The organism is Bacteroides sp., assembly GCF_019417265.1.
Taxonomy (GTDB): domain Bacteria; phylum Bacteroidota; class Bacteroidia; order Bacteroidales; family Bacteroidaceae; genus Phocaeicola.
Genome location: NZ_DXVR01000060.1, coordinates 1 through 17,274 on the forward strand (window position 1 = coordinate 1; position 17,274 = coordinate 17,274).

Consider the following 17,274-nt stretch of genomic DNA (forward strand, 5'->3'; position numbering starts at 1 on the left):
GGCGTATACACGCTTTCCAGGCGTGCCTCTTCAACCACTCGAGCACCTCTCCTCAACACCAATTTTTCCCTTCCTACACGTTATTATTATAAGCGTAATCGGTACTCCTTTGTCATTTTTCAGTCACAAATGTATTCTTTTTTTTTTTCTTACATAGCTTAAATGATGAAAAAGTTTCCGATAACGCATAAAATTAATATTATTTAAAGACTTTAGTCGACATTTTGGAAGACTTTTAATGCATTTGTAGTAGTATGGCGTGCTATGTTGTCAATAGTGGTATCAAAAATCTCAGCCAATTTATTTGCCGTTGAAACTAAGTAGGCACTTTCGTTTCTGTTTCCTCTGTATGGAACCGGTGCCAAGTAAGGAGAGTCTGTTTCCAATACGATTCTTTCTAAAGGCAGCTGTTTCAATGTTTCCGGAAGAGTATTTTTTTTGAATGTAACAATGCCATTTATTCCGAACATGAAGTTCTCAAATGATAAAAGTTCTTTTGCCTCGTCAATACTTCCTCCGAAACTGTGGAAAATACCTCTAAGAGGAGTTCCCTTATATTTCGACATAACATCAAGCAATTCGTTATGGGCATTTCTGCAGTGGATTATCAGTGGAAGATTCAGTTCCAAAGCCCATTCTGCCTGTTTCGCAAATGCCTGTTTCTGTTCATTTACATAAGTCTTGTCCCAATATAAATCCAATCCTACTTCGCCAATGCCGTAGAATGTTCTGCCGGAGCGCAGCACTTCTTCTACCTTTGCAAGCCTTTCTTCCCAGTTGGTATCAACAGATGTAGGGTGAAGTCCCATTAAAGGATAACATCCCGAATTTCTGTCGCACAAAGATAACAGGCTTTCAATACTTTCGTCATCGATATTTGGCATGAAAAGTCTTGTAACCCCGGCTTCTTTAGCTCTTATTATGGCCAAATCTCTATCATTGTCGAACTCTTCGCAAAAGAGATGCGTATGCGTATCTATTAATCCTATCATAATACTCTTTTCATTAATTTACCGGTGAATTGTCTAAGGTTGTTTTTCAGGGATTCTTCTACTGATACTTTCTCTAAAATCTCCAATCCTTCATTATATAATGAATTGATTTTGTTCATGCAAATGTCAGGAACTCCTACATTATTGTATATTTGTGTTACAGCCTTGATTTTTTCTTCAGGGTTGAAATCTTCTGCCTCAATCCATTTGAGCAGTTCGTCTTTCTCATTTCCGGCTGATTTTTCCAGTGCTGTAATAAGCATGAAAGTTTTTTTGTTTGAGCAGATGTCACCACCTATATTTTTCCCGAAAACAGATGAATCGGCATATACGTCCAGATAATCATCCTGAAGCTGGAAAGCTAGTCCCATTTTTATACCGAAGTTGTAAAGCAGATCAGCATCTGTCTGTGATGCTCCCCCTAATATCGCACCTATTCTCAAAGAAGCTGCAAGCAGAACAGAGGTTTTCAAACAAATCATATTCATATATTCGTTTACTGTCACATCGAGTCTTTTCTCGAAGTCCATGTCCCATTGTTGTCCGTCGCATACCTCAAGTGCCGCTTTGCTGAATGTTTCGGTTACTTCTGATATGTATTCAGCAGAACATCCTTCCATCATCATTTTGAATGAAAGAATCAGCATTGCATCGCCAGATAGTATGGCTGTGTTTTCGTCCCATTTTTTGTGCACGGTCGGTCTGTTTCTCCTCATATCGGCATTGTCCATCAGGTCGTCGTGCAGTAATGTGAAGTTATGGTATGTTTCAAGTGCTGCAGCCTGTTGGTATATGCTTTCTACATTCTCTTTGTAGAGGTTATAGGCCAATAGCATTAAAACAGGTCTTATTCGTTTTCCACCCAATCCAAGAACATATTCTATGGGTTTGTAGAGATTTTCAGGTTCGTGAGTATATGATAATTGTTCGATGAATTTTTGAATCTGTTCTAATAATTCTTTGTCTTCGTACTGCTTCATAATTATTGGGTTTAGGTGAAAAACAAAAAGGCTGTCCTTTAGTGGGACAGCCTTTATAAAGTGTTAAGTGATTACTGCAATCTGAATGTTACAGGCACTGTGTATTTTACACGTACAGCTTTACCGCGCTGCATACCTGGTTTCCATTTTGGCATGGTGCTGATAACTCGAAGCGCTTCCTTGTCAAGATATGGGTCTACAGAACGCATAACTACAGGGTCAACGATAGAACCGTCCTGATTAACGACAAACTGAACGATTACACGTCCCTGGATACCGTTTTCCTGAGCGATAGTAGGATATTTGATGTTCTTTCCGAGGAATTTCATCAATTCCGCCATACCACCTGGGAATTCAGGCATTTGTTCTACAACCATGAAGATTTCTTCTTCAGCTGGTTCTTCTTCTTCAACTACAGGTTCGATGTACTTGATTTCTACGGCTGTATTGTCATCCTCACTTGATTTGATAGTAGTTTCTTCTACATCCGCATCGTTTTCTGCAATCTGAAGTACTTCTTCTACTTTCGGAGCTTCTGGTGGAGGAGGTGCTTGCTTTTGCTCCGGTTCTTCTGTGATAGGAATCATTTCCTCCTCAAAAATCGGTTCAACGACACCAGTATCGGTAGTCACCTGTTTGTCGCGTTCTGTCCATTCGAAAGCCACAAACACTGCTGCCAATATCAGCACGTAACCAATCAGCATCCACGTGGATTTCTTACCCTCGAGGTCTGCTTTGGGCGATTTTTTAACTTCCATACAATGATTTGATAAATTGTTAATAACTCTCTGTGTGCAAATGTAGCACATTTATTTTAAAATACAACTCTAAAATGATAAAAATAGATTAAAACCTAAATATTTCTGCAGATGCAGCTGAAACAGTAAAAACTTTTCTCTATCTTTGACTTGAAAACAATATTGATTATACATTATTATATAGATAAAGCGTCTTATGAAAAAGATAACCATAGCAATAGATGGTTTTTCCTCTTGCGGCAAAAGCACGATGGCGAAAGATTTGGCAAAGGAAATCGGGTATATATACATTGACAGCGGTGCAATGTACAGAGCTGTAACATTATATTGTATAGAGAATAATCTGTTTAATCCCGATGGTAGCGTAAATTCAGCCGAGCTTGAAAAAAGAATAGACAACATCAGAATTTCATTCGTCCTGAATAAGGAAACTTCCAGACCGGAAACATGTCTTGACGGAGTAAACGTAGAATCAAGAATAAGAACAATGGAGGTTTCATCGCGCGTCAGTCTTGTTGCTGCACTTGGCTTTGTAAGAGAAGCCCTTGTAAGACAGCAGCAGGAAATGGGCAAGGCCAAGGGTATTGTTATGGACGGTCGCGATATAGGTACAGTGGTATTCCCGGATGCGGAACTTAAGATTTTTGTGACAGCCTCTGCCGAAATCAGAGCTCAGAGAAGATACGATGAACTTAAAGCGAAAGGCCAGGAAGTGTCATTCGATGAAATCCTCAATAATGTGCAGGAAAGGGACAGAATAGACCAGACCCGTGAAGTAAGTCCTCTTCGGAAAGCTGATGATGCCATAGTGCTGGATAATAGCAATATGACTATAGCTGAACAAAAAGAATGGTTGAAAAACGAATTTCAAAGAGCAGCCAATGTATAATATCGAAATAGACAAAGAATCCGGTTTCTGTTTTGGTGTAACCACTGCCATAAAAAAGGCGGAAGAAGAGCTTGCAAAAGGTACACCTCTGTATTGCCTTGGTGACATAGTTCACAACGGGCAGGAGTGCGAACGTCTTAAAAAGTTAGGTCTTATTACCATAAACCATGAGGAGTATGCCAAACTGAAGAATGTCAAGGTATTGCTTCGTGCTCATGGAGAGCCGCCTGAAACCTATAGAATTGCTGCAGAGAATAATATTGAGATTATAGATGCCACATGTCCTGTAGTATTAAGGCTTCAAAAGAGAATAAAGCAGGAATATACATCTAAAGAACCGGAAAAGGACAAACAGATAGTTATTTACGGCAAGAACGGACATGCCGAAGTGCTTGGCCTTGTGGGGCAGACAAACGGTGAGGCTATAGTAATAGAAAAAATACAGGAAGTTTGCAAAATTGACCTGAATAAAGACGTGAGATTGTATTCGCAGACAACGAAGTCGCTTGACGAATTCAGGGAGATAGTTTCTTATATAGAGAAAAACATATCGCCGAATGCCACATTCCAGTATTTCGATACGATTTGCAGACAGGTAGCCAACAGGATGCCTAATATCAGAAAGTTTGCTGCATCGCACGATGTTATTCTCTTTGTCAGTGGTCGGAAAAGTTCAAATGGCAAAATCCTGTTTCAGGAATGTAAGGGCGTAAACGACAGAACCTATCAGGTTGACAAACCGGAAGATATCGATATGGACTGGTTTAAGGATGCCCGTTCCATTGGTGTGTGCGGAGCTACATCTACTCCCAAATGGCTGATGGATAAATGCAGGAATGTAATATTGGGATTACATTAAAGAATTTGCATATTCTGTTAACTTAAAATACATATGAATTTAATACAACATAACAACGGAATTTGTAAATTTGCAACATAGAAACAAACTAATAATATTCAACAATATGGCAAGTATTAAATGTGTTGGTGTCCTCACTTCAGGAGGAGATGCTCCGGGTATGAATGCGGCTATCCGTGCCGTTACCCGTGCTGCAATATACAATGGTCTTAAGGTAAAAGGTATCTATAGAGGGTATAAAGGACTGATAACAGGTGAAATACAAGAGTTTAAGACTCAGAATGTAAGTAATATCATACAGTTGGGAGGTACTATCCTGAAGACTGCAAGATGTATGGAATTCAAGTCTCCTGAAGGACGCCAGATTGCACACGAAACAATGGTGCGTGAAGGTATAGATGCATTGGTGGTAATCGGTGGTGACGGTTCTTTGACAGGAGCAAGATTGTTGGCAGAAGAATTTGACGTGCCTTGTATCGGTCTTCCCGGTACTATTGACAATGACCTTTATGGTACAGATACTACAATAGGATACGATACAGCATTAAATACAATCCTTGATGCAGTGGATAAGATTAGAGATACTGCTACATCGCATGAACGTCTGTTCTTTGTTGAAGTAATGGGACGTGATGCAGGATTCCTTGCTTTGAACGGAGCTATTGCAGCCGGTGCAGAAGCTGCCATCATACCGGAATTCAATACAGAAGTAGACCAGTTGGAAGAATTTATAAAGAACGGTTTCCGTAAGTCTAAGAGCAGTTCTATAGTGCTTGTTGCCGAAAGTGAAATAACCGGTGGTGCAATGCACTATGCTGAGCGTGTAAAGAATGAATATCCGCAGTACGACGTGCGTGTAACTATCCTCGGACACTTACAGAGAGGCGGTAGCCCTACAGCACACGACCGTATTATAGCGAGCCGTATGGGTGTGGCAAGTATAGAAGCACTGATGGAAGGTCAGAGAAACGTAATGATAGGTATCGAGAACGACAAGATAGTGTATGTTCCGTTTGCGAAGGCTATAAAGAACGACAAGCCTATCGACAGAGAACTTGTTAATGTATTGAATGAGTTGTCTATTTAACGAGATTGAATGAATAATATTAAAATTCCCGAATGGCAGTAAGTCATTTCGGGAATTTTTTTGTTTATACTTCCTGTATAAAGGCTTGCAAAGTGTTTGCAAAATCGTTGCAAAACGTTTTTTCTTATATTTTATTTGCAGAGTAATTAAAATACGCTTATTTTTGCATGTTAAAAGACCTGTATCATTACTTATTACCATCATGAATAGAATAAAAAAACTGAAAAAGATCCGAATACATCACGAGGGAACAAACATACTTATCACAAGCGCACTTGTGTTGGCCGCTGTAAATCTTGCTTTCTGTTACCTCATCGACAATAAGATTCCATTTTACATATTGGCTACTGTAAGCGTGGTTTTGTATTTGCTTATGGTGAATTTTTTCCGTTGCCCTATAAGATTGTTTAAGGGGGAAACGGAAAAAACTGTTGTTGCTCCTGCCGACGGAAGGATAGTCGTGATAGAGGAGGTGGACGAGCATGAGTATTTTCATGATAAAAGACTGATGATTTCCATCTTCATGGACATTACCAACGTACATGCCAACTGGTATCCGGTAGATGGCGTTGTAAAGTATGTTAAGCATCATAGTGGAAGATTTATGAAAGCATGGTTGCCAAAAGCAAGTACCGAGAACGAACGTTCTACTATTATAATAGAAACTCCGGAAGGTCATACTGTTATGGCACGTCAGATAGCAGGTGCTGTGGCAAGAAGAATTGTCACTTATGCCACTCCGGGAGAGGATTGCTATATAGACGAACATATGGGATTCATTAAATTCGGCTCCAGAGTAGATGTCTATCTGCCTTTGGGCACTGAGGTTTGTGTTCAGATGGGCCGGAAAACTACAGGTAATGAAACTGTGATAGCAAAATTAAAATAATAAGACCTATGTCAAATATAATAACAAGGAATATACCTAACAGTATTACAAGCTGTAATCTGTTTTGCGGATGTATAGCATCGTATATGGCTTTCGGAGGCGATTTCAGAATGGCCATGTTGTTCATAGTCCTTGGTGCGGTTTTCGATTTTTTCGATGGTATGACTGCAAGGCTTCTGAAGGTTTCTTCCCCGATAGGTAAGGAGTTGGATTCTTTGGCCGACAATATAACTTTCGGACTTGCTCCTTCCGCTATTGTCTTTTCCTTGTTCAAGGAAGTGTCTATGCCTGATTTTCTGTCAGGCATATCGGAATACGTTCCTTATTGTGCTTTCATAATATCTGTATTCTCGGCATTGCGTCTTGCCAAATTCAATTTGGATGAACGTCAGACTTCTTCTTTTATAGGTATGCCGACTCCGGCAAATGCTCTTTTCTGGAGTTCATTGGCCATTAGCTTACATGAGAATGATGGTTTCCTGCAGGCATTTAATGTACTGTACTTGCTGCTGTTGGTCGTTGTCATGTCTTTGCTTTTGGTTTCCGAGCTGCCTATGTTTGCTCTTAAATTCAAGAATCTTTCATTCCAGAGTAATAAGATAAGATATATATTTCTTCTGGTAAGTGTCCTGTTGCTTGTCTTTTGGGGGATAACAGGTCTGGCTGCTGTCATCCTGTGGTATATATTATTATCTGTCATTACTTACAAAAAAGCGTAATACTTTAATCGTGGTACGGTTATTGTATTGATAATAAATAAAAACAACAATAACTATGTTTCATATTTTAGGATTTATATTTTTTATAATAATATTTGTCTTGCTTATAGGATTCGTGTTAGTCTATAAGATAGTAAAATCGGTTCTTAATGTTGGCAAGAAGACGGCAAGACAGAATAATGAAGATTATAACACCGGACAAGGTGGTGGATATACCCGTACGAGAAAAGAAACCTCAAAGAGCAAAAAGAAAGTATTTGACGACAATGAAGGTGAATATATAGAGTTTGAAGAGATAAAAGATTAGTCTTTTATCTCTTTTTTGTTACGTTTTTATATATTATTTACCGATTTTAATCTAAGTTATATGTTTTTTCTTAGTGTGATATTTGGAACTTATTGTAAAAAACCGTACCTTTGCACTCGCAATTAAGAAATAACATCGCGGAGTGGAGCAGTTGGTAGCTCGTTGGGCTCATAACCCAAAGGTCGTCTGTTCGAGTCAGGCCTCCGCAACTAAAAAAAAGAGATAATCTCCTGTTGAGATTATCTCTTTTTTTATGTCACATCGTGAAATCTTCGCTCTTAGTAGTTGAAGCTGCTGCCTCCAAGGAACTCCCTTAACAGTGATGTAGGTGGCAGTTCAGTGTCCTGTATGGAAACAAAGTAGCTCAGGAAGTGCAGCAGTCTGTGTGCTTCCGAATATTCAGGACAGTTGTTAGGTACTTTTCTAAGTATCGGTTCTATGTGGTCTTTAATAACAGCCAGTTCGAACAGCAATGCAGAGTTGAACATAGCGTCTGCATTTTCCTGATACGGGAATATCCATTTCTCCTCACCGGCACGGACGCTCGGCCAGCGTGCGATGGTCGATTCAGCCGAACTGTTTCTGTACTTGGAGTCGCGTATGATTCGTCTTAGCAGTCTGTTGTCTGTAGTAGGGATGTAATTATGTTTATCAAGCAGAATGGTGGTAAGTGCCGAAACATAAATCTTATATTTGTTCGCAGCGGGAATGTTTGGAGTAAGTTCCGGGTTCAGTGCATGTATACCCTCTAAAATCAGAATCATGTTGTCTTCAAGTTTGAACTTCGTACCTTTGCTCTCTCTGCTTCCTGTAGTAAAATTGAATTTAGGCAGTTCCACTTCTCCTCCGGCGAGTATGGTGTCGAGCTGTTGTTTGAAGAATGGCAGGTCTACTGCATACAATGATTCGAAATCATGTTTTCCATTCTCGTCGAGTGGTGTATTCTCCCTGTTCACAAAATAATCATCGAGCGAGATAGGGTACGGCTTGAGTCCGTTGGTCATCAGCTGTATGCTCAGACGCTTGCTGAATGTGGTTTTTCCGGATGACGACGGCCCTGATATCAGAATGATTTTTATTCTGTCCTCGCCTTCCTGGCGTGCGGAAATCTCGTCAGCTATTTTTACGATTTTCCTTTCCTGCAGAGCTTCCGATACGTTTATAAGGTCTATGGCATGGCCTTCATTGCATGCCACATTAAAATCGCCCACAGTACTTATTCCGAGAATTTCATTCCATCTGTGATGTTCGCGGAATACTTCAAGCATCTTTTCCTGTTTGATAAGTTCCTCTATCTTTTCAGGATTCTTTCTGTTTGGAATCTGCAGAAGCAATCCGTCATAATATTTCACTATGTCGAATTTCTTTATGTATCCTGTGCTCGGAACCAGACTGCTGTAATAACAGTCCACCGTATCGCCCAATTTCTGATAGAATGAGTAAAGCTTTCCGGAAGTGGACAGTAATTTCACCTTGTCCGTCATTCCCCTTTCCTGGAATATCCTGATAATATCTTCTGTGCGCTGCTCGTATCTTGTGATTGGCAGGTCCTCGTCTATGATTTCCTGCATTCTCTTCTTTATGCGTGCCGCATCGTCAAGCCCTATGTTCCTGTCGATGTGCAATTTACAGAAATATCCTTTTGACACCGGATGTTCCAGTGATATGGAGCCGCACGGATAAAGGTCATCTACGGCTTTTACAAGAACGAAACACAGCGAACGCACGTAAGTACGCATACCTGATGCGCTCGTTATGTCAAGGAACTCTACATCCTTGTTGTAATATACTCTGAAGCCAAGGTTTTCCACTTTGTTGTTGACTTTTGCACTTACTGTTCCGTACGGCATATTCAGTCCGAAACCTTTGTAAATGTCAATTAGAGAAGTTCCTTCGGGAAATTCTCTTGTTTCTTTGTTATTTTTGCAATATATTTGTAACATAAATGTAATATGTATTACTGATTGGCTTAATTTGCAGTCAATTTAGTCAATAATATTCATATAGCCTATATGTTACCACTAAATAATTACAGATGGAATATTCATTTTATGATTTTTTAAAGCTGCTTGGTTCGCTTGCCTTGTTTCTCTATGGAATGAAAATAATGAGCGAGGGACTGCAGAAGTTTGCAGGCGACCGCCTGAGGAGTATTTTAACGGCAATGACAACCAATAGGGTTACCGGTGTCCTTACAGGTATGTTTATCACTGCACTGATACAGTCTTCGTCAGCCACTACAGTCATGGTAGTAAGTTTTGTAAATGCCGGTCTTCTCGAACTCGGACAGTCCATAGGCGTTATCATGGGGGCCAACATCGGAACCACAGTAACGGCCTGGATTATTTCGGCATTAGGCTTTAAGGTCGATATCTCCGCATTTTCTCTTCCTTTGCTTGCGTTCGGAATACCTTTGCTGTTCTCGCAGAAGAGTTCGCGCAAGTCTGTAGGTGAATTTATCTTCGGTTTCGCATTTCTTTTCATGGGTCTTAATCTGCTTAAGACCAACGCACCGGATTTGAGCCACAATCCTGATATGCTTGCTTTCGTACAGAATTACACAGACATGGGCTTCATATCCGTGTTGCTGTTTGTAGTCATAGGAACAGTTCTGACCATGATAGTGCAGGCATCTGCTGCCACGATGGCGATAACCCTTATCATGTGCGCCAACGGCTGGATAAGTTTTGAACTTGGAGCAGCATTGGTTCTGGGCGAGAACATCGGAACTACGATAACAGCCAATCTGGCAGCACTGACAGCCAATACTCAGGCAAGAAGAGCCGCTATGGCGCATCTGATGTTTAATATTTTCGGTGTTGTGTGGGTGCTCATTCTCTTCCGTCCATTTTTGGCTATGGTTGAATGGATTATAAGTGATTTTATGAATATTTCCGAAGCAGGTGGAGTAGCTGTTTCGTTCAAACTTTCGGCCTTCCATACATGCTTTAATATATGTAACGTGCTTATTCTTATATGGTTTGTCAAGTTTATCGAAAAGACCGTATGCAAGATTATACCTCAGAAAGAACAGGAGGAAGAATACCGTCTTCAATTTATTTCGGGAGGTATGCTTTCTACAGCCGAACTCTCAATCCTTCAGGCAAGAAAGGAAATTAACCTTTTCGCAGAGCGTATAAGACGCATGTTCGGTATGGTGGTGGATTTGCTTCATACCAAAAACGAATCGGATTTCAACAAGCTTTTCAGCCGTATAGAGAAGTATGAGAACATAAGCGACAATATGGAGATAGAAATAGCGAAGTACCTTAACCAGGTGTCCGAAGGAAGGTTGAGTTCCGAAAGTAAGGTGCAGATACGCGGAATGTTGCGCGAGGTGACTGAGATAGAAAGTATAGGCGACAGCTGTTACAATATTGCACGTACCATAAACCGTAAGAACCGTGGAAACAACGATTTCACATCAGCGCAGTACGAGCATATACACCAGATGATGAACCTGACTGACGAGGCTCTGGTGCAGATGATAAAGTTGGTTGAGGATACACACCACGCTGTGGATGTAAACAAGTCGTTCAATCTTGAGAACGAGATAAACAATTACAGAAACAGCCTGAAGGGACAGAACGTGGTGGATGTAAACAATAAGGAATATGACTATCAGATGGGTGTGCACTATATGGATATCATAGCCGAGTGTGAGAAGCTTGGCGATTATGTGGTGAATGTCGTAGAGGCCCATACAGATATTAAGGAGAAAAAGGCCTGAAGTTTCGTAAACAGATAGTTTTAGTTATATCAATACAGTTTGGCAGTCCGGTTTCCATACAGTGGAAATCAGGCTGCTCTTTTTTTATGCGTTACGTCAGGGATGGATATGTTCTTCGTCTTTAATCTGAAAAACGCTTAAATCAAAAAGGCGGAACACGTTCGTGTCACGCGCGCTACACGTAGGTGTTACGCTCGTTACACGTTCGTGTTCCACCCGTTACACGTACGTGTAACGCTTTCTGCATCGAAGAATTTCTTACGATATGATTCCGTGTCTTAACAAATAAAAAAAGGAATCCGGCAGCACATCAACCACCGGATTCCTTTTTGAATAAATATATGTCTTTACTTTCTATTATTTTTCAATGCTGATAAGTTCAACTTCGAAAATCAAAGTAGAGAAAGGTTTGATTTTGCCGGCTTCACGTGAACCGTAAGCCAATTCCTGAGGGATGTAAAGTTCCCATTTAGAACCTACAGGCATCATAGTAAGAGCTTCTGTCCAACCTTTGATAACCTGGTCAGCACGGAAAGTAGTAGGCTCTTTGCGTTCGTATGAGCTGTCGAATTCAGTGCCGTCAATCATAGTACCTTTGTAGTGAACTTTTACGCGAGAATCCTTAGTAGGGATAGCACCTTTACCTTCTTTGATGATTCTGTACTGAAGTCCGCTTTCAGTAACCTTGATACCGTCCTTAGTCTTGTTGTTTACAAGGAACTCTTCGTTTTCCTTCTTGTATTCGCCATATTTAGCTTCGAGAGCCTTAGTCTTTATTTCTTCAGATTTTGTGCGTACATATACTGATGCTGAGTCAGGAGTAACGATGCTGTTTTCTTCTACAGCAGCGATGAAACCTGCCAGGAAGTTTTCCTTGCTCATAGTAGTAGTTGAATCGCCTGCGAACAACTGGTTGTTGATAGCATCGTACATGTCGCCGCTAACCTGCTGACCAATCTGCATACCGGCCATATAAGCTTTTTCTTTAGCAGATGTAGATTTAGCACCTTCCTTGATACCTCTGATGAAGTCAGCCATATAAGTAGTGTCAACACCCAAACGACCTACTACATAATCTTTTAAACCTTGAGAATTGCTAACTCCTACCATGTAAGAAAGTGTGTCTACATCACTCTTCATGTTTGCTTTAGGAGTGCTCTGACCGCATGATGCAAGACCTGCTGCAGCAGCCAATACCATTAAAGCTGTACTTTTTTTCATTTCTAATCTAATAATTTTAAGATATTAATATTTAGTTATTTGTTTTTAGTTTAAAGCACTTCGATAAGTTCCACTTCGAATACGAGTGTGCTGTGAGGAGGAATCATTTCGCCTGCTCCGTGAGCTCCGTAACCTAACTCAGAAGGGATGTAAAGTTTCCATTTAGCACCTTCAGACATAAGTTGCAATGCTTCAACCCATCCCGGAATAACCTGGTTTACTCCGAATACTGCAGGTTCGCCGCGCTTGATAGAACTGTCGAAAAGAGTTCCGTCGATAAGTGTACCTTCGTAGTGGCATCTCACGCGGTCTGTAGCTTTAGGTTTCTTTCCGTTTCCTTCTGTTATGACTTCGTATTGGAGTCCGCTTGGCAAAGTCACTACGTTTTCTTTCTTCTTGTTTTCTTCAAGGAAAGCTTTACCTTTAGCTATATTTTCAGAGTTTACTTTTTCTTCGAGCTCAGTAAAGAATTTGTTTACTATTTCGCGAGCTTCATCGTGTGTGATAGCAGTTTTGTTACCTTCGAGCACATCCTTTATAGCTTGTGCGAAATCTTCAACTTCGATGCTGCGGGCACCCATGCTCCACAGGTTTTGGCCTATCCCCAGACCAATGGCATAACTGAATTTATCCATGAAATTTATTATGTGTTATTATAATTAAATGTTCGGATGGCAAAGGTATCTTTTTTCTTTGAAAGTGAGGAGTTTTGAGTGATAATTTTTCTTATTTTTGTGCTTGTAACATATAAAAAGTACAGAATAGCATGAAAAAGATAGTAGTATTGACAGGAGCGGGAATGAGTGCCGAAAGCGGCATCAGTACATTCAGGGATGCCGGAGGGCTGTGGGAGAAATATCCGGTGGAGCAGGTAGCCACACCTGAAGGGTATGCGGCCAATCCGCGTCTTGTCACCGAGTTTTATAACGAAAGGCGCAAGCAGCTTCTTCAGGTGGAGCCGAATATGGGGCATAAACTCCTGGCTCAGTTGGAGAAAGATTACGATGTGACTGTCATAACACAGAATGTTGACAATCTACATGAACGTGCGGGCAGTACAAACGTGATTCATTTGCATGGAGAACTCACAAAGGTTACATCAAGCCGTCATCCGGACGACCCGCGATATATCAAGGAGTTGGCTCCCGAAGAATATGAAGTAAAGATGGGCGATTTAGCTGCCGATGGTTCCCAGCTCCGTCCTTTCATAGTATGGTTCGGCGAGGCTGTACCAATGATAAAAACAGCAATAGAATACGTTGAGGCTGCGGATGTCTTTCTCATAATAGGCACATCCATGAATGTCTATCCGGCTGCCGGTCTGCTCAATTATGTCAGACCTGACGTTCCGGTATTTCTGATAGACCCGAATCCGGTTAACATTTCATCAAGGCGTAAAATACATGTCATATCGAAAGGAGCTTCGGCGGGAATGGAGGAGTTTAGAAAAATATTGTCTGATATGTTATGATTTGAACATTTTTATACTTACATTTGTTGTATATAATAATTAAACAAGTAGACTAACATTTATTATTAAATTAGAAATCATTATGAAAAAGTACATTTGCACAGTATGCGATTGGGTTTATGACCCGGAAACTGGTGATCCGGAAAGCGGAATTGCTCCGGGAACATCTTTCGAAGATATACCGGAAGATTGGGTTTGTCCTGTTTGTGGAGTAGGTAAGGAAGACTTCCAGCCAGTAGAAGAATAATTTCCTTAATAGGGATAAAGAATATAATCTCTGTATCGGCTAATATCCGATATGGAGATTTTTTTGTTCGGTCCATATATTTTCTTAACTTTACGTCCGAAAAAATAAGAAGGTTTGAGAAAAAGCATATACATATTGTTTGTCGTTCTGCTTGGGACATTGTTTTCCTTCGGTATTCAGGAAAATGATGCATTGGGCAGCACATATTGTCCGGACAGTTTCAGTCAGACCTCGGATGATTATTCCGGTGGGGAGGACTGGCAGTTCTCGGACTATAACGACAGGTATGGCGAACTGTTGGCAGTAGACATAAGTCAGTTGGGAAACGTAACAGCCCATTTAAGATTTATGGTAAAACAGGCTGCCAGGCATAATTATCAGACATCAGTATATTGGGCAAAGTATGCTGTACGCAGAATAGCTGAGTACATGCAGCATCAGAGTTTCATATATGAGTTTATAAATTCAAACAAGTATCGTGTAGGCATGACCGGTGACCAGGTCCAATATCTCTACCAGTTGTGCCGTATTCTTATTTAGTCCTTTTGTTTTATTTTTTTGTATGGTGGAAGTTCGGAAACTTTCATCAGGCATATATTATGCCTTTATTAACCCATGAAACTATGGCATATTTACTTTATAAACTGATTATCAATAAAAAATAAAACAAAAATTCATATGGACACAAATTCTATTTCATTGTTTTCAAATACGCACGCACATGTTGCAAGACGCACAGACATACGTTCAATCATATTTTCTGCAGTTCTGATTTTAGTTGGGGCACTTGCCTTTTATCTGTCAATAAAAGAGGAAGAAAAGTCTTCATCCTTAAGCATGTTGGTAATGACAGTTGGAACGGCTATGATACTTGTCGGTGTGTTCCGTCTTTTCTGGAAAAGCCAGGCATGGTTCTATACTCCATCCCAAAGCAAGATTGTAGTGAAAAGCGAATTTTATGATGCATCAGATTTTGTAAAGCTGAAGAGAGTGCTGGAGAATGCATCATTCTCAGAATCAAAGAATGTAAAGGCCTCAAATACAGGCGGTATAAGAATGGATTATATGTTCTCTAAGGACCGTAAATTTGTAGCTGTACAGCTTTATCAGTTCTCGTCGTACATTTATCAGCCTGTTACGGAAGTGTTTTATTATAAGGACAATGCGGCAGACAGATTCATAGACTGTGCCGGTAGAAGGAGCTTTTGATGCAGTTCGGTGAACGTCTGATGAACGTTCAGTGAACATAAAAAAAGACGACTGAAATTATTTCAAGTTTTCAGCCGTCTTTTATTATATTAATCTGTTATTAGATTATTTTTCTTCGCTCCAGTCCATTGCCGCCATACGCTTGTAAGAAGCATAGCGTTTCTTAGCCATGTCTTCGCAAGCAGCGAACAAGTCAGCAGCTTCAGCAGGATACTGTTTAGCTACAGAAGCGAAACGAACTTCGCCCTTCAGATAATCCTGGAATCCTTCCCAGTTTGGTTCTTTAGAGTCAAGTGAGAATGGGTTCTTACCTTCGTCTTCCAATGCTGGGTTGAAGCGCCACAAGTGCCAGTAACCACATTCTACAGCCTTAGCCTCTTCAGCCTGAGATTTACCCATACCGGCTTTCAAACCGTGGTTGATACATGGAGCATAAGCGATAACCAATGATGGACCTGGATAAGCTTCAGCTTCGCGGATAGCCTTCAATGTCTGAGCCTGGTCAGCACCCATTGCAATCTGTGCAACGTAAACATATCCGTAAGTTGTAGCAATCATACCAAGGTCTTTCTTACGTACTCTCTTACCAGATGCAGCGAACTTAGCGATAGCACCAAGAGGAGTAGCCTTAGATGACTGACCACCAGTGTTAGAGTAAACTTCTGTATCAAGTACAAGGATGTTTACATCTTCGCCGGATGCGATAACGTGGTCAAGACCACCGTAACCGATATCGTAAGAAGCACCGTCACCACCGATAATCCACTGTGAGCGTTTTACCAGGTAGTCTTTGAATTCAGCGATAGTAGCGCAGTAAGAGCACTTGTCTTTAGCAACTTCTACCATAGGAATAATCTTTTCAGCAGCAGCTTTGCTCTTGTCTGCATCGTTGCGGCCGTCAATCCATTCCTGGAATGCTTCCTTGTATTCTGCTGGAGTACCTTCAGCAGCGATAGCAGCCTTCATTGCTTCTTCCAGACGGTTGCGGAGTTTCTTGTTAGCCAATTCCATACCAAGACCGAATTCACAGAAGTCTTCGAACAATGAGTTAGCCCATGCCGGACCCTGACCCTTTTCGTTAGTAGTATATGGAGTTGAAGGAACTGAACCGGAGTAGATAGAAGAACATCCTGTTGCGTTAGCTACCATTTCACGGTCACCGAACAACTGAGAAATCAATTTAACGTATGGAGTTTCACCACAACCAGAGCAAGCACCGGAGAACTCGAACAATGGAGTAGCGAACTGAGAGTTCTTAACGTTAGCCTTGATGTCAACCAAGTGCTGTTTGCTCTTAACGTTTTCAGCGCAGTAAGTCCAATTAGCAGCTTCAGCAAGCTGAGTTTCAAGAGGTTTCATAGCAAGAGCCTTACCACCCTTCTTAGGATTACCCGGACATACGTCAGCACAGTTACCACAGCCCAAGCAGTCCATTACGTCAACCTGCATACGGAATGTCATACCGTCGAACTGCTTACCAACAGCCTTCAATGTAGTGAAGTTAGCACCAGCCTGTTCGTTAGCGTCAAGAACGAATGGACGGATAGCAGCGTGAGGACAAACGTAAGCACACTTGTTACACTGGATACAGTTTTCAGCATTCCATTCCGGAACGAAAGCAGCTACACCACGTTTTTCGTATTTAGCTGTTCCCTGATGCCAAGTACCGTCTTCGATACCCTTGAATGCAGAAACCGGAAGCAAGTCACCATCCTGAGCGTTGATAGGACGAACAACTTCGTTGATGAATGCCGGGTCGTTGTTAGCAGCAGCACCTTCAACTTCGAGGCTTGCCCATGCCGGATCTACAGTAAGCTGTTTGTATTCACCACCACGGTCAACAGCAGCATAGTTCTTGTTTACAACGTCTTCACCCTTCTTACCGTAAGACTTAACGATGAATTTCTTCATCTGTT

The 17,274-nt window shown here is 41.0% G+C and carries 18 protein-coding genes and 1 tRNA gene; 12 read left to right on the forward strand and 7 right to left on the reverse strand.

Annotation, left to right across the window (positions count from 1 at the left end):
- Window positions 1–212: 212 nt before the first annotated feature.
- The 3 genes from QZ379_RS08285 to QZ379_RS08295 all read right to left on the reverse strand — a co-directional run bounded on the left by QZ379_RS08285 (window position 213) and on the right by QZ379_RS08295 (window position 2,730).
- The gene (locus tag QZ379_RS08285; RefSeq protein WP_291563028.1) at window positions 213–992 is read right to left on the reverse strand and encodes a TatD family hydrolase; all 780 of its coding nucleotides are present in this window, start codon (window positions 990–992) and stop codon (window positions 213–215) included.
- Window positions 989–1,972, reverse strand: coding sequence for a polyprenyl synthetase family protein (locus QZ379_RS08290; RefSeq protein ID WP_291563031.1), 984 nt, complete (start codon window positions 1,970–1,972; stop codon window positions 989–991). The genes QZ379_RS08285 and QZ379_RS08290 overlap by 4 nt, the downstream gene beginning before the upstream one ends.
- Window positions 1,973–2,043: 71 nt before the next feature.
- Entirely contained in the window at window positions 2,044–2,730 is a 687-nt protein-coding gene (locus QZ379_RS08295) for an energy transducer TonB (RefSeq protein WP_291563033.1), read from the reverse strand.
- 196 nt (window positions 2,731–2,926) lie between these two features.
- On the opposite strand from QZ379_RS08295, the gene cmk reads away from it, so the two are divergent.
- The 7 genes from cmk to QZ379_RS08330 all read left to right on the forward strand — a co-directional run bounded on the left by cmk (window position 2,927) and on the right by QZ379_RS08330 (window position 7,689).
- Complete coding sequence (cmk, locus tag QZ379_RS08300) at window positions 2,927–3,619, forward strand: (d)CMP kinase (RefSeq protein WP_291563036.1); 693 nt, start codon at window positions 2,927–2,929, stop codon at window positions 3,617–3,619.
- The gene (locus QZ379_RS08305; protein ID WP_291563040.1) at window positions 3,612–4,478 is read left to right on the forward strand and encodes a 4-hydroxy-3-methylbut-2-enyl diphosphate reductase; all 867 of its coding nucleotides are present in this window, start codon (window positions 3,612–3,614) and stop codon (window positions 4,476–4,478) included. Before cmk ends, QZ379_RS08305 begins: the two co-directional genes overlap by 8 nt.
- A 106-nt stretch (window positions 4,479–4,584) precedes the next feature.
- Window positions 4,585–5,565, forward strand: coding sequence for a 6-phosphofructokinase (gene pfkA / locus QZ379_RS08310; RefSeq protein ID WP_291563043.1), 981 nt, complete (start codon window positions 4,585–4,587; stop codon window positions 5,563–5,565).
- A 202-nt stretch (window positions 5,566–5,767) separates the two neighbouring features.
- On the forward strand, window positions 5,768–6,454 hold the full coding sequence (locus tag QZ379_RS08315; protein ID WP_291563046.1) for a phosphatidylserine decarboxylase family protein: 687 nt from the start codon (window positions 5,768–5,770) through the stop codon (window positions 6,452–6,454).
- Between the two features lie 8 nt (window positions 6,455–6,462).
- The gene (gene pssA, locus QZ379_RS08320; RefSeq protein ID WP_291563049.1) at window positions 6,463–7,173 is read left to right on the forward strand and encodes a CDP-diacylglycerol--serine O-phosphatidyltransferase; all 711 of its coding nucleotides are present in this window, start codon (window positions 6,463–6,465) and stop codon (window positions 7,171–7,173) included.
- A 55-nt stretch (window positions 7,174–7,228) separates the two neighbouring features.
- A complete protein-coding gene (locus QZ379_RS08325) occupies window positions 7,229–7,480 on the forward strand; it encodes a DUF4834 family protein (protein WP_291563051.1) in 252 nt (83 codons plus the stop codon).
- Between the two features lie 136 nt (window positions 7,481–7,616).
- Window positions 7,617–7,689 (forward strand) — tRNA-Met (locus QZ379_RS08330).
- 69 nt (window positions 7,690–7,758) lie between these two features.
- Here the strand turns inward: QZ379_RS08330 and QZ379_RS08335 are convergent.
- Window positions 7,759–9,432: a nucleoside kinase gene (locus QZ379_RS08335; RefSeq protein WP_291563078.1), complete on the reverse strand. Its 1,674-nt coding sequence runs from the start codon at window positions 9,430–9,432 to the stop codon at window positions 7,759–7,761.
- 83 nt (window positions 9,433–9,515) lie between these two features.
- On the opposite strand from QZ379_RS08335, the gene QZ379_RS08340 reads away from it, so the two are divergent.
- The gene (locus QZ379_RS08340; RefSeq protein ID WP_291563053.1) at window positions 9,516–11,210 is read left to right on the forward strand and encodes a Na/Pi cotransporter family protein; all 1,695 of its coding nucleotides are present in this window, start codon (window positions 9,516–9,518) and stop codon (window positions 11,208–11,210) included.
- A gap of 357 nt (window positions 11,211–11,567) precedes the next feature.
- Here the strand turns inward: QZ379_RS08340 and QZ379_RS08345 are convergent, their stop codons facing one another.
- Window positions 11,568–12,431 carry an FKBP-type peptidyl-prolyl cis-trans isomerase gene (locus tag QZ379_RS08345; RefSeq protein WP_291563056.1) on the reverse strand — a complete coding sequence of 288 codons (864 nt, stop codon included), beginning with the start codon at window positions 12,429–12,431 and terminating at the stop codon, window positions 11,568–11,570.
- A 50-nt stretch (window positions 12,432–12,481) separates the two neighbouring features.
- Window positions 12,482–13,066, reverse strand: a complete 585-nt coding sequence (locus tag QZ379_RS08350; protein ID WP_291563059.1) for an FKBP-type peptidyl-prolyl cis-trans isomerase — start codon at window positions 13,064–13,066, stop codon at window positions 12,482–12,484.
- A 131-nt stretch (window positions 13,067–13,197) separates the two neighbouring features.
- On the opposite strand from QZ379_RS08350, the gene QZ379_RS08355 reads away from it, so the two are divergent.
- The 4 genes from QZ379_RS08355 (at window position 13,198) to QZ379_RS08370 (ending at window position 15,358) form a co-directional block, all read left to right on the forward strand.
- Window positions 13,198–13,902, forward strand: a complete 705-nt coding sequence (locus tag QZ379_RS08355) for an NAD-dependent deacylase (protein WP_291563063.1) — start codon at window positions 13,198–13,200, stop codon at window positions 13,900–13,902.
- A gap of 82 nt (window positions 13,903–13,984) precedes the next feature.
- A complete protein-coding gene (gene rd / locus QZ379_RS08360; RefSeq protein WP_291563066.1) occupies window positions 13,985–14,149 on the forward strand; it encodes a rubredoxin in 165 nt (54 codons plus the stop codon).
- A gap of 114 nt (window positions 14,150–14,263) precedes the next feature.
- Window positions 14,264–14,689 (forward strand): hypothetical protein, encoded by a 426-nt coding sequence (locus QZ379_RS08365; protein WP_291563070.1) that lies wholly within the window; start codon window positions 14,264–14,266, stop codon window positions 14,687–14,689.
- A gap of 138 nt (window positions 14,690–14,827) precedes the next feature.
- Complete coding sequence (locus QZ379_RS08370; protein WP_291563073.1) at window positions 14,828–15,358, forward strand: hypothetical protein; 531 nt, start codon at window positions 14,828–14,830, stop codon at window positions 15,356–15,358.
- 105 nt (window positions 15,359–15,463) lie between these two features.
- On the opposite strand, the gene QZ379_RS08375 is transcribed toward QZ379_RS08370, so the two are convergent.
- The coding region (locus QZ379_RS08375; RefSeq protein ID WP_291563076.1) for a 4Fe-4S dicluster domain-containing protein at window positions 15,464–17,274 on the reverse strand (1,811 nt) is incomplete at its 5' end.

Excerpts from the sequence above, each read along its gene's own strand:
- pssA (WP_291563049.1), top strand. The coding sequence starts at position 6,463 with ATGTCAAATATAATAACAAGGAATATACCTAACAGTATTACAAGCTGT.
- pfkA (WP_291563043.1), top strand. The coding sequence starts at position 4,585 with ATGGCAAGTATTAAATGTGTTGGTGTCCTCACTTCAGGAGGAGATGCT.
- cmk (WP_291563036.1), top strand. The coding sequence starts at position 2,927 with ATGAAAAAGATAACCATAGCAATAGATGGTTTTTCCTCTTGCGGCAAA.
- QZ379_RS08345 (WP_291563056.1), bottom strand. The coding sequence starts at position 12,431 with ATGAAAAAAAGTACAGCTTTAATGGTATTGGCTGCTGCAGCAGGTCTT.
- rd (WP_291563066.1), top strand. The coding sequence starts at position 13,985 with ATGAAAAAGTACATTTGCACAGTATGCGATTGGGTTTATGACCCGGAA.
- QZ379_RS08315 (WP_291563046.1), top strand. The coding sequence starts at position 5,768 with ATGAATAGAATAAAAAAACTGAAAAAGATCCGAATACATCACGAGGGA.
- QZ379_RS08285 (WP_291563028.1), bottom strand. The coding sequence starts at position 992 with ATGATAGGATTAATAGATACGCATACGCATCTCTTTTGCGAAGAGTTC.
- QZ379_RS08355 (WP_291563063.1), top strand. The coding sequence starts at position 13,198 with ATGAAAAAGATAGTAGTATTGACAGGAGCGGGAATGAGTGCCGAAAGC.
- QZ379_RS08340 (WP_291563053.1), top strand. The coding sequence starts at position 9,516 with ATGGAATATTCATTTTATGATTTTTTAAAGCTGCTTGGTTCGCTTGCC.
- QZ379_RS08350 (WP_291563059.1), bottom strand. The coding sequence starts at position 13,066 with ATGGATAAATTCAGTTATGCCATTGGTCTGGGGATAGGCCAAAACCTG.
- QZ379_RS08370 (WP_291563073.1), top strand. The coding sequence starts at position 14,828 with ATGGACACAAATTCTATTTCATTGTTTTCAAATACGCACGCACATGTT.
- QZ379_RS08295 (WP_291563033.1), bottom strand. The coding sequence starts at position 2,730 with ATGGAAGTTAAAAAATCGCCCAAAGCAGACCTCGAGGGTAAGAAATCC.
- QZ379_RS08325 (WP_291563051.1), top strand. The coding sequence starts at position 7,229 with ATGTTTCATATTTTAGGATTTATATTTTTTATAATAATATTTGTCTTG.
- QZ379_RS08290 (WP_291563031.1), bottom strand. The coding sequence starts at position 1,972 with ATGAAGCAGTACGAAGACAAAGAATTATTAGAACAGATTCAAAAATTC.
- QZ379_RS08305 (WP_291563040.1), top strand. The coding sequence starts at position 3,612 with ATGTATAATATCGAAATAGACAAAGAATCCGGTTTCTGTTTTGGTGTA.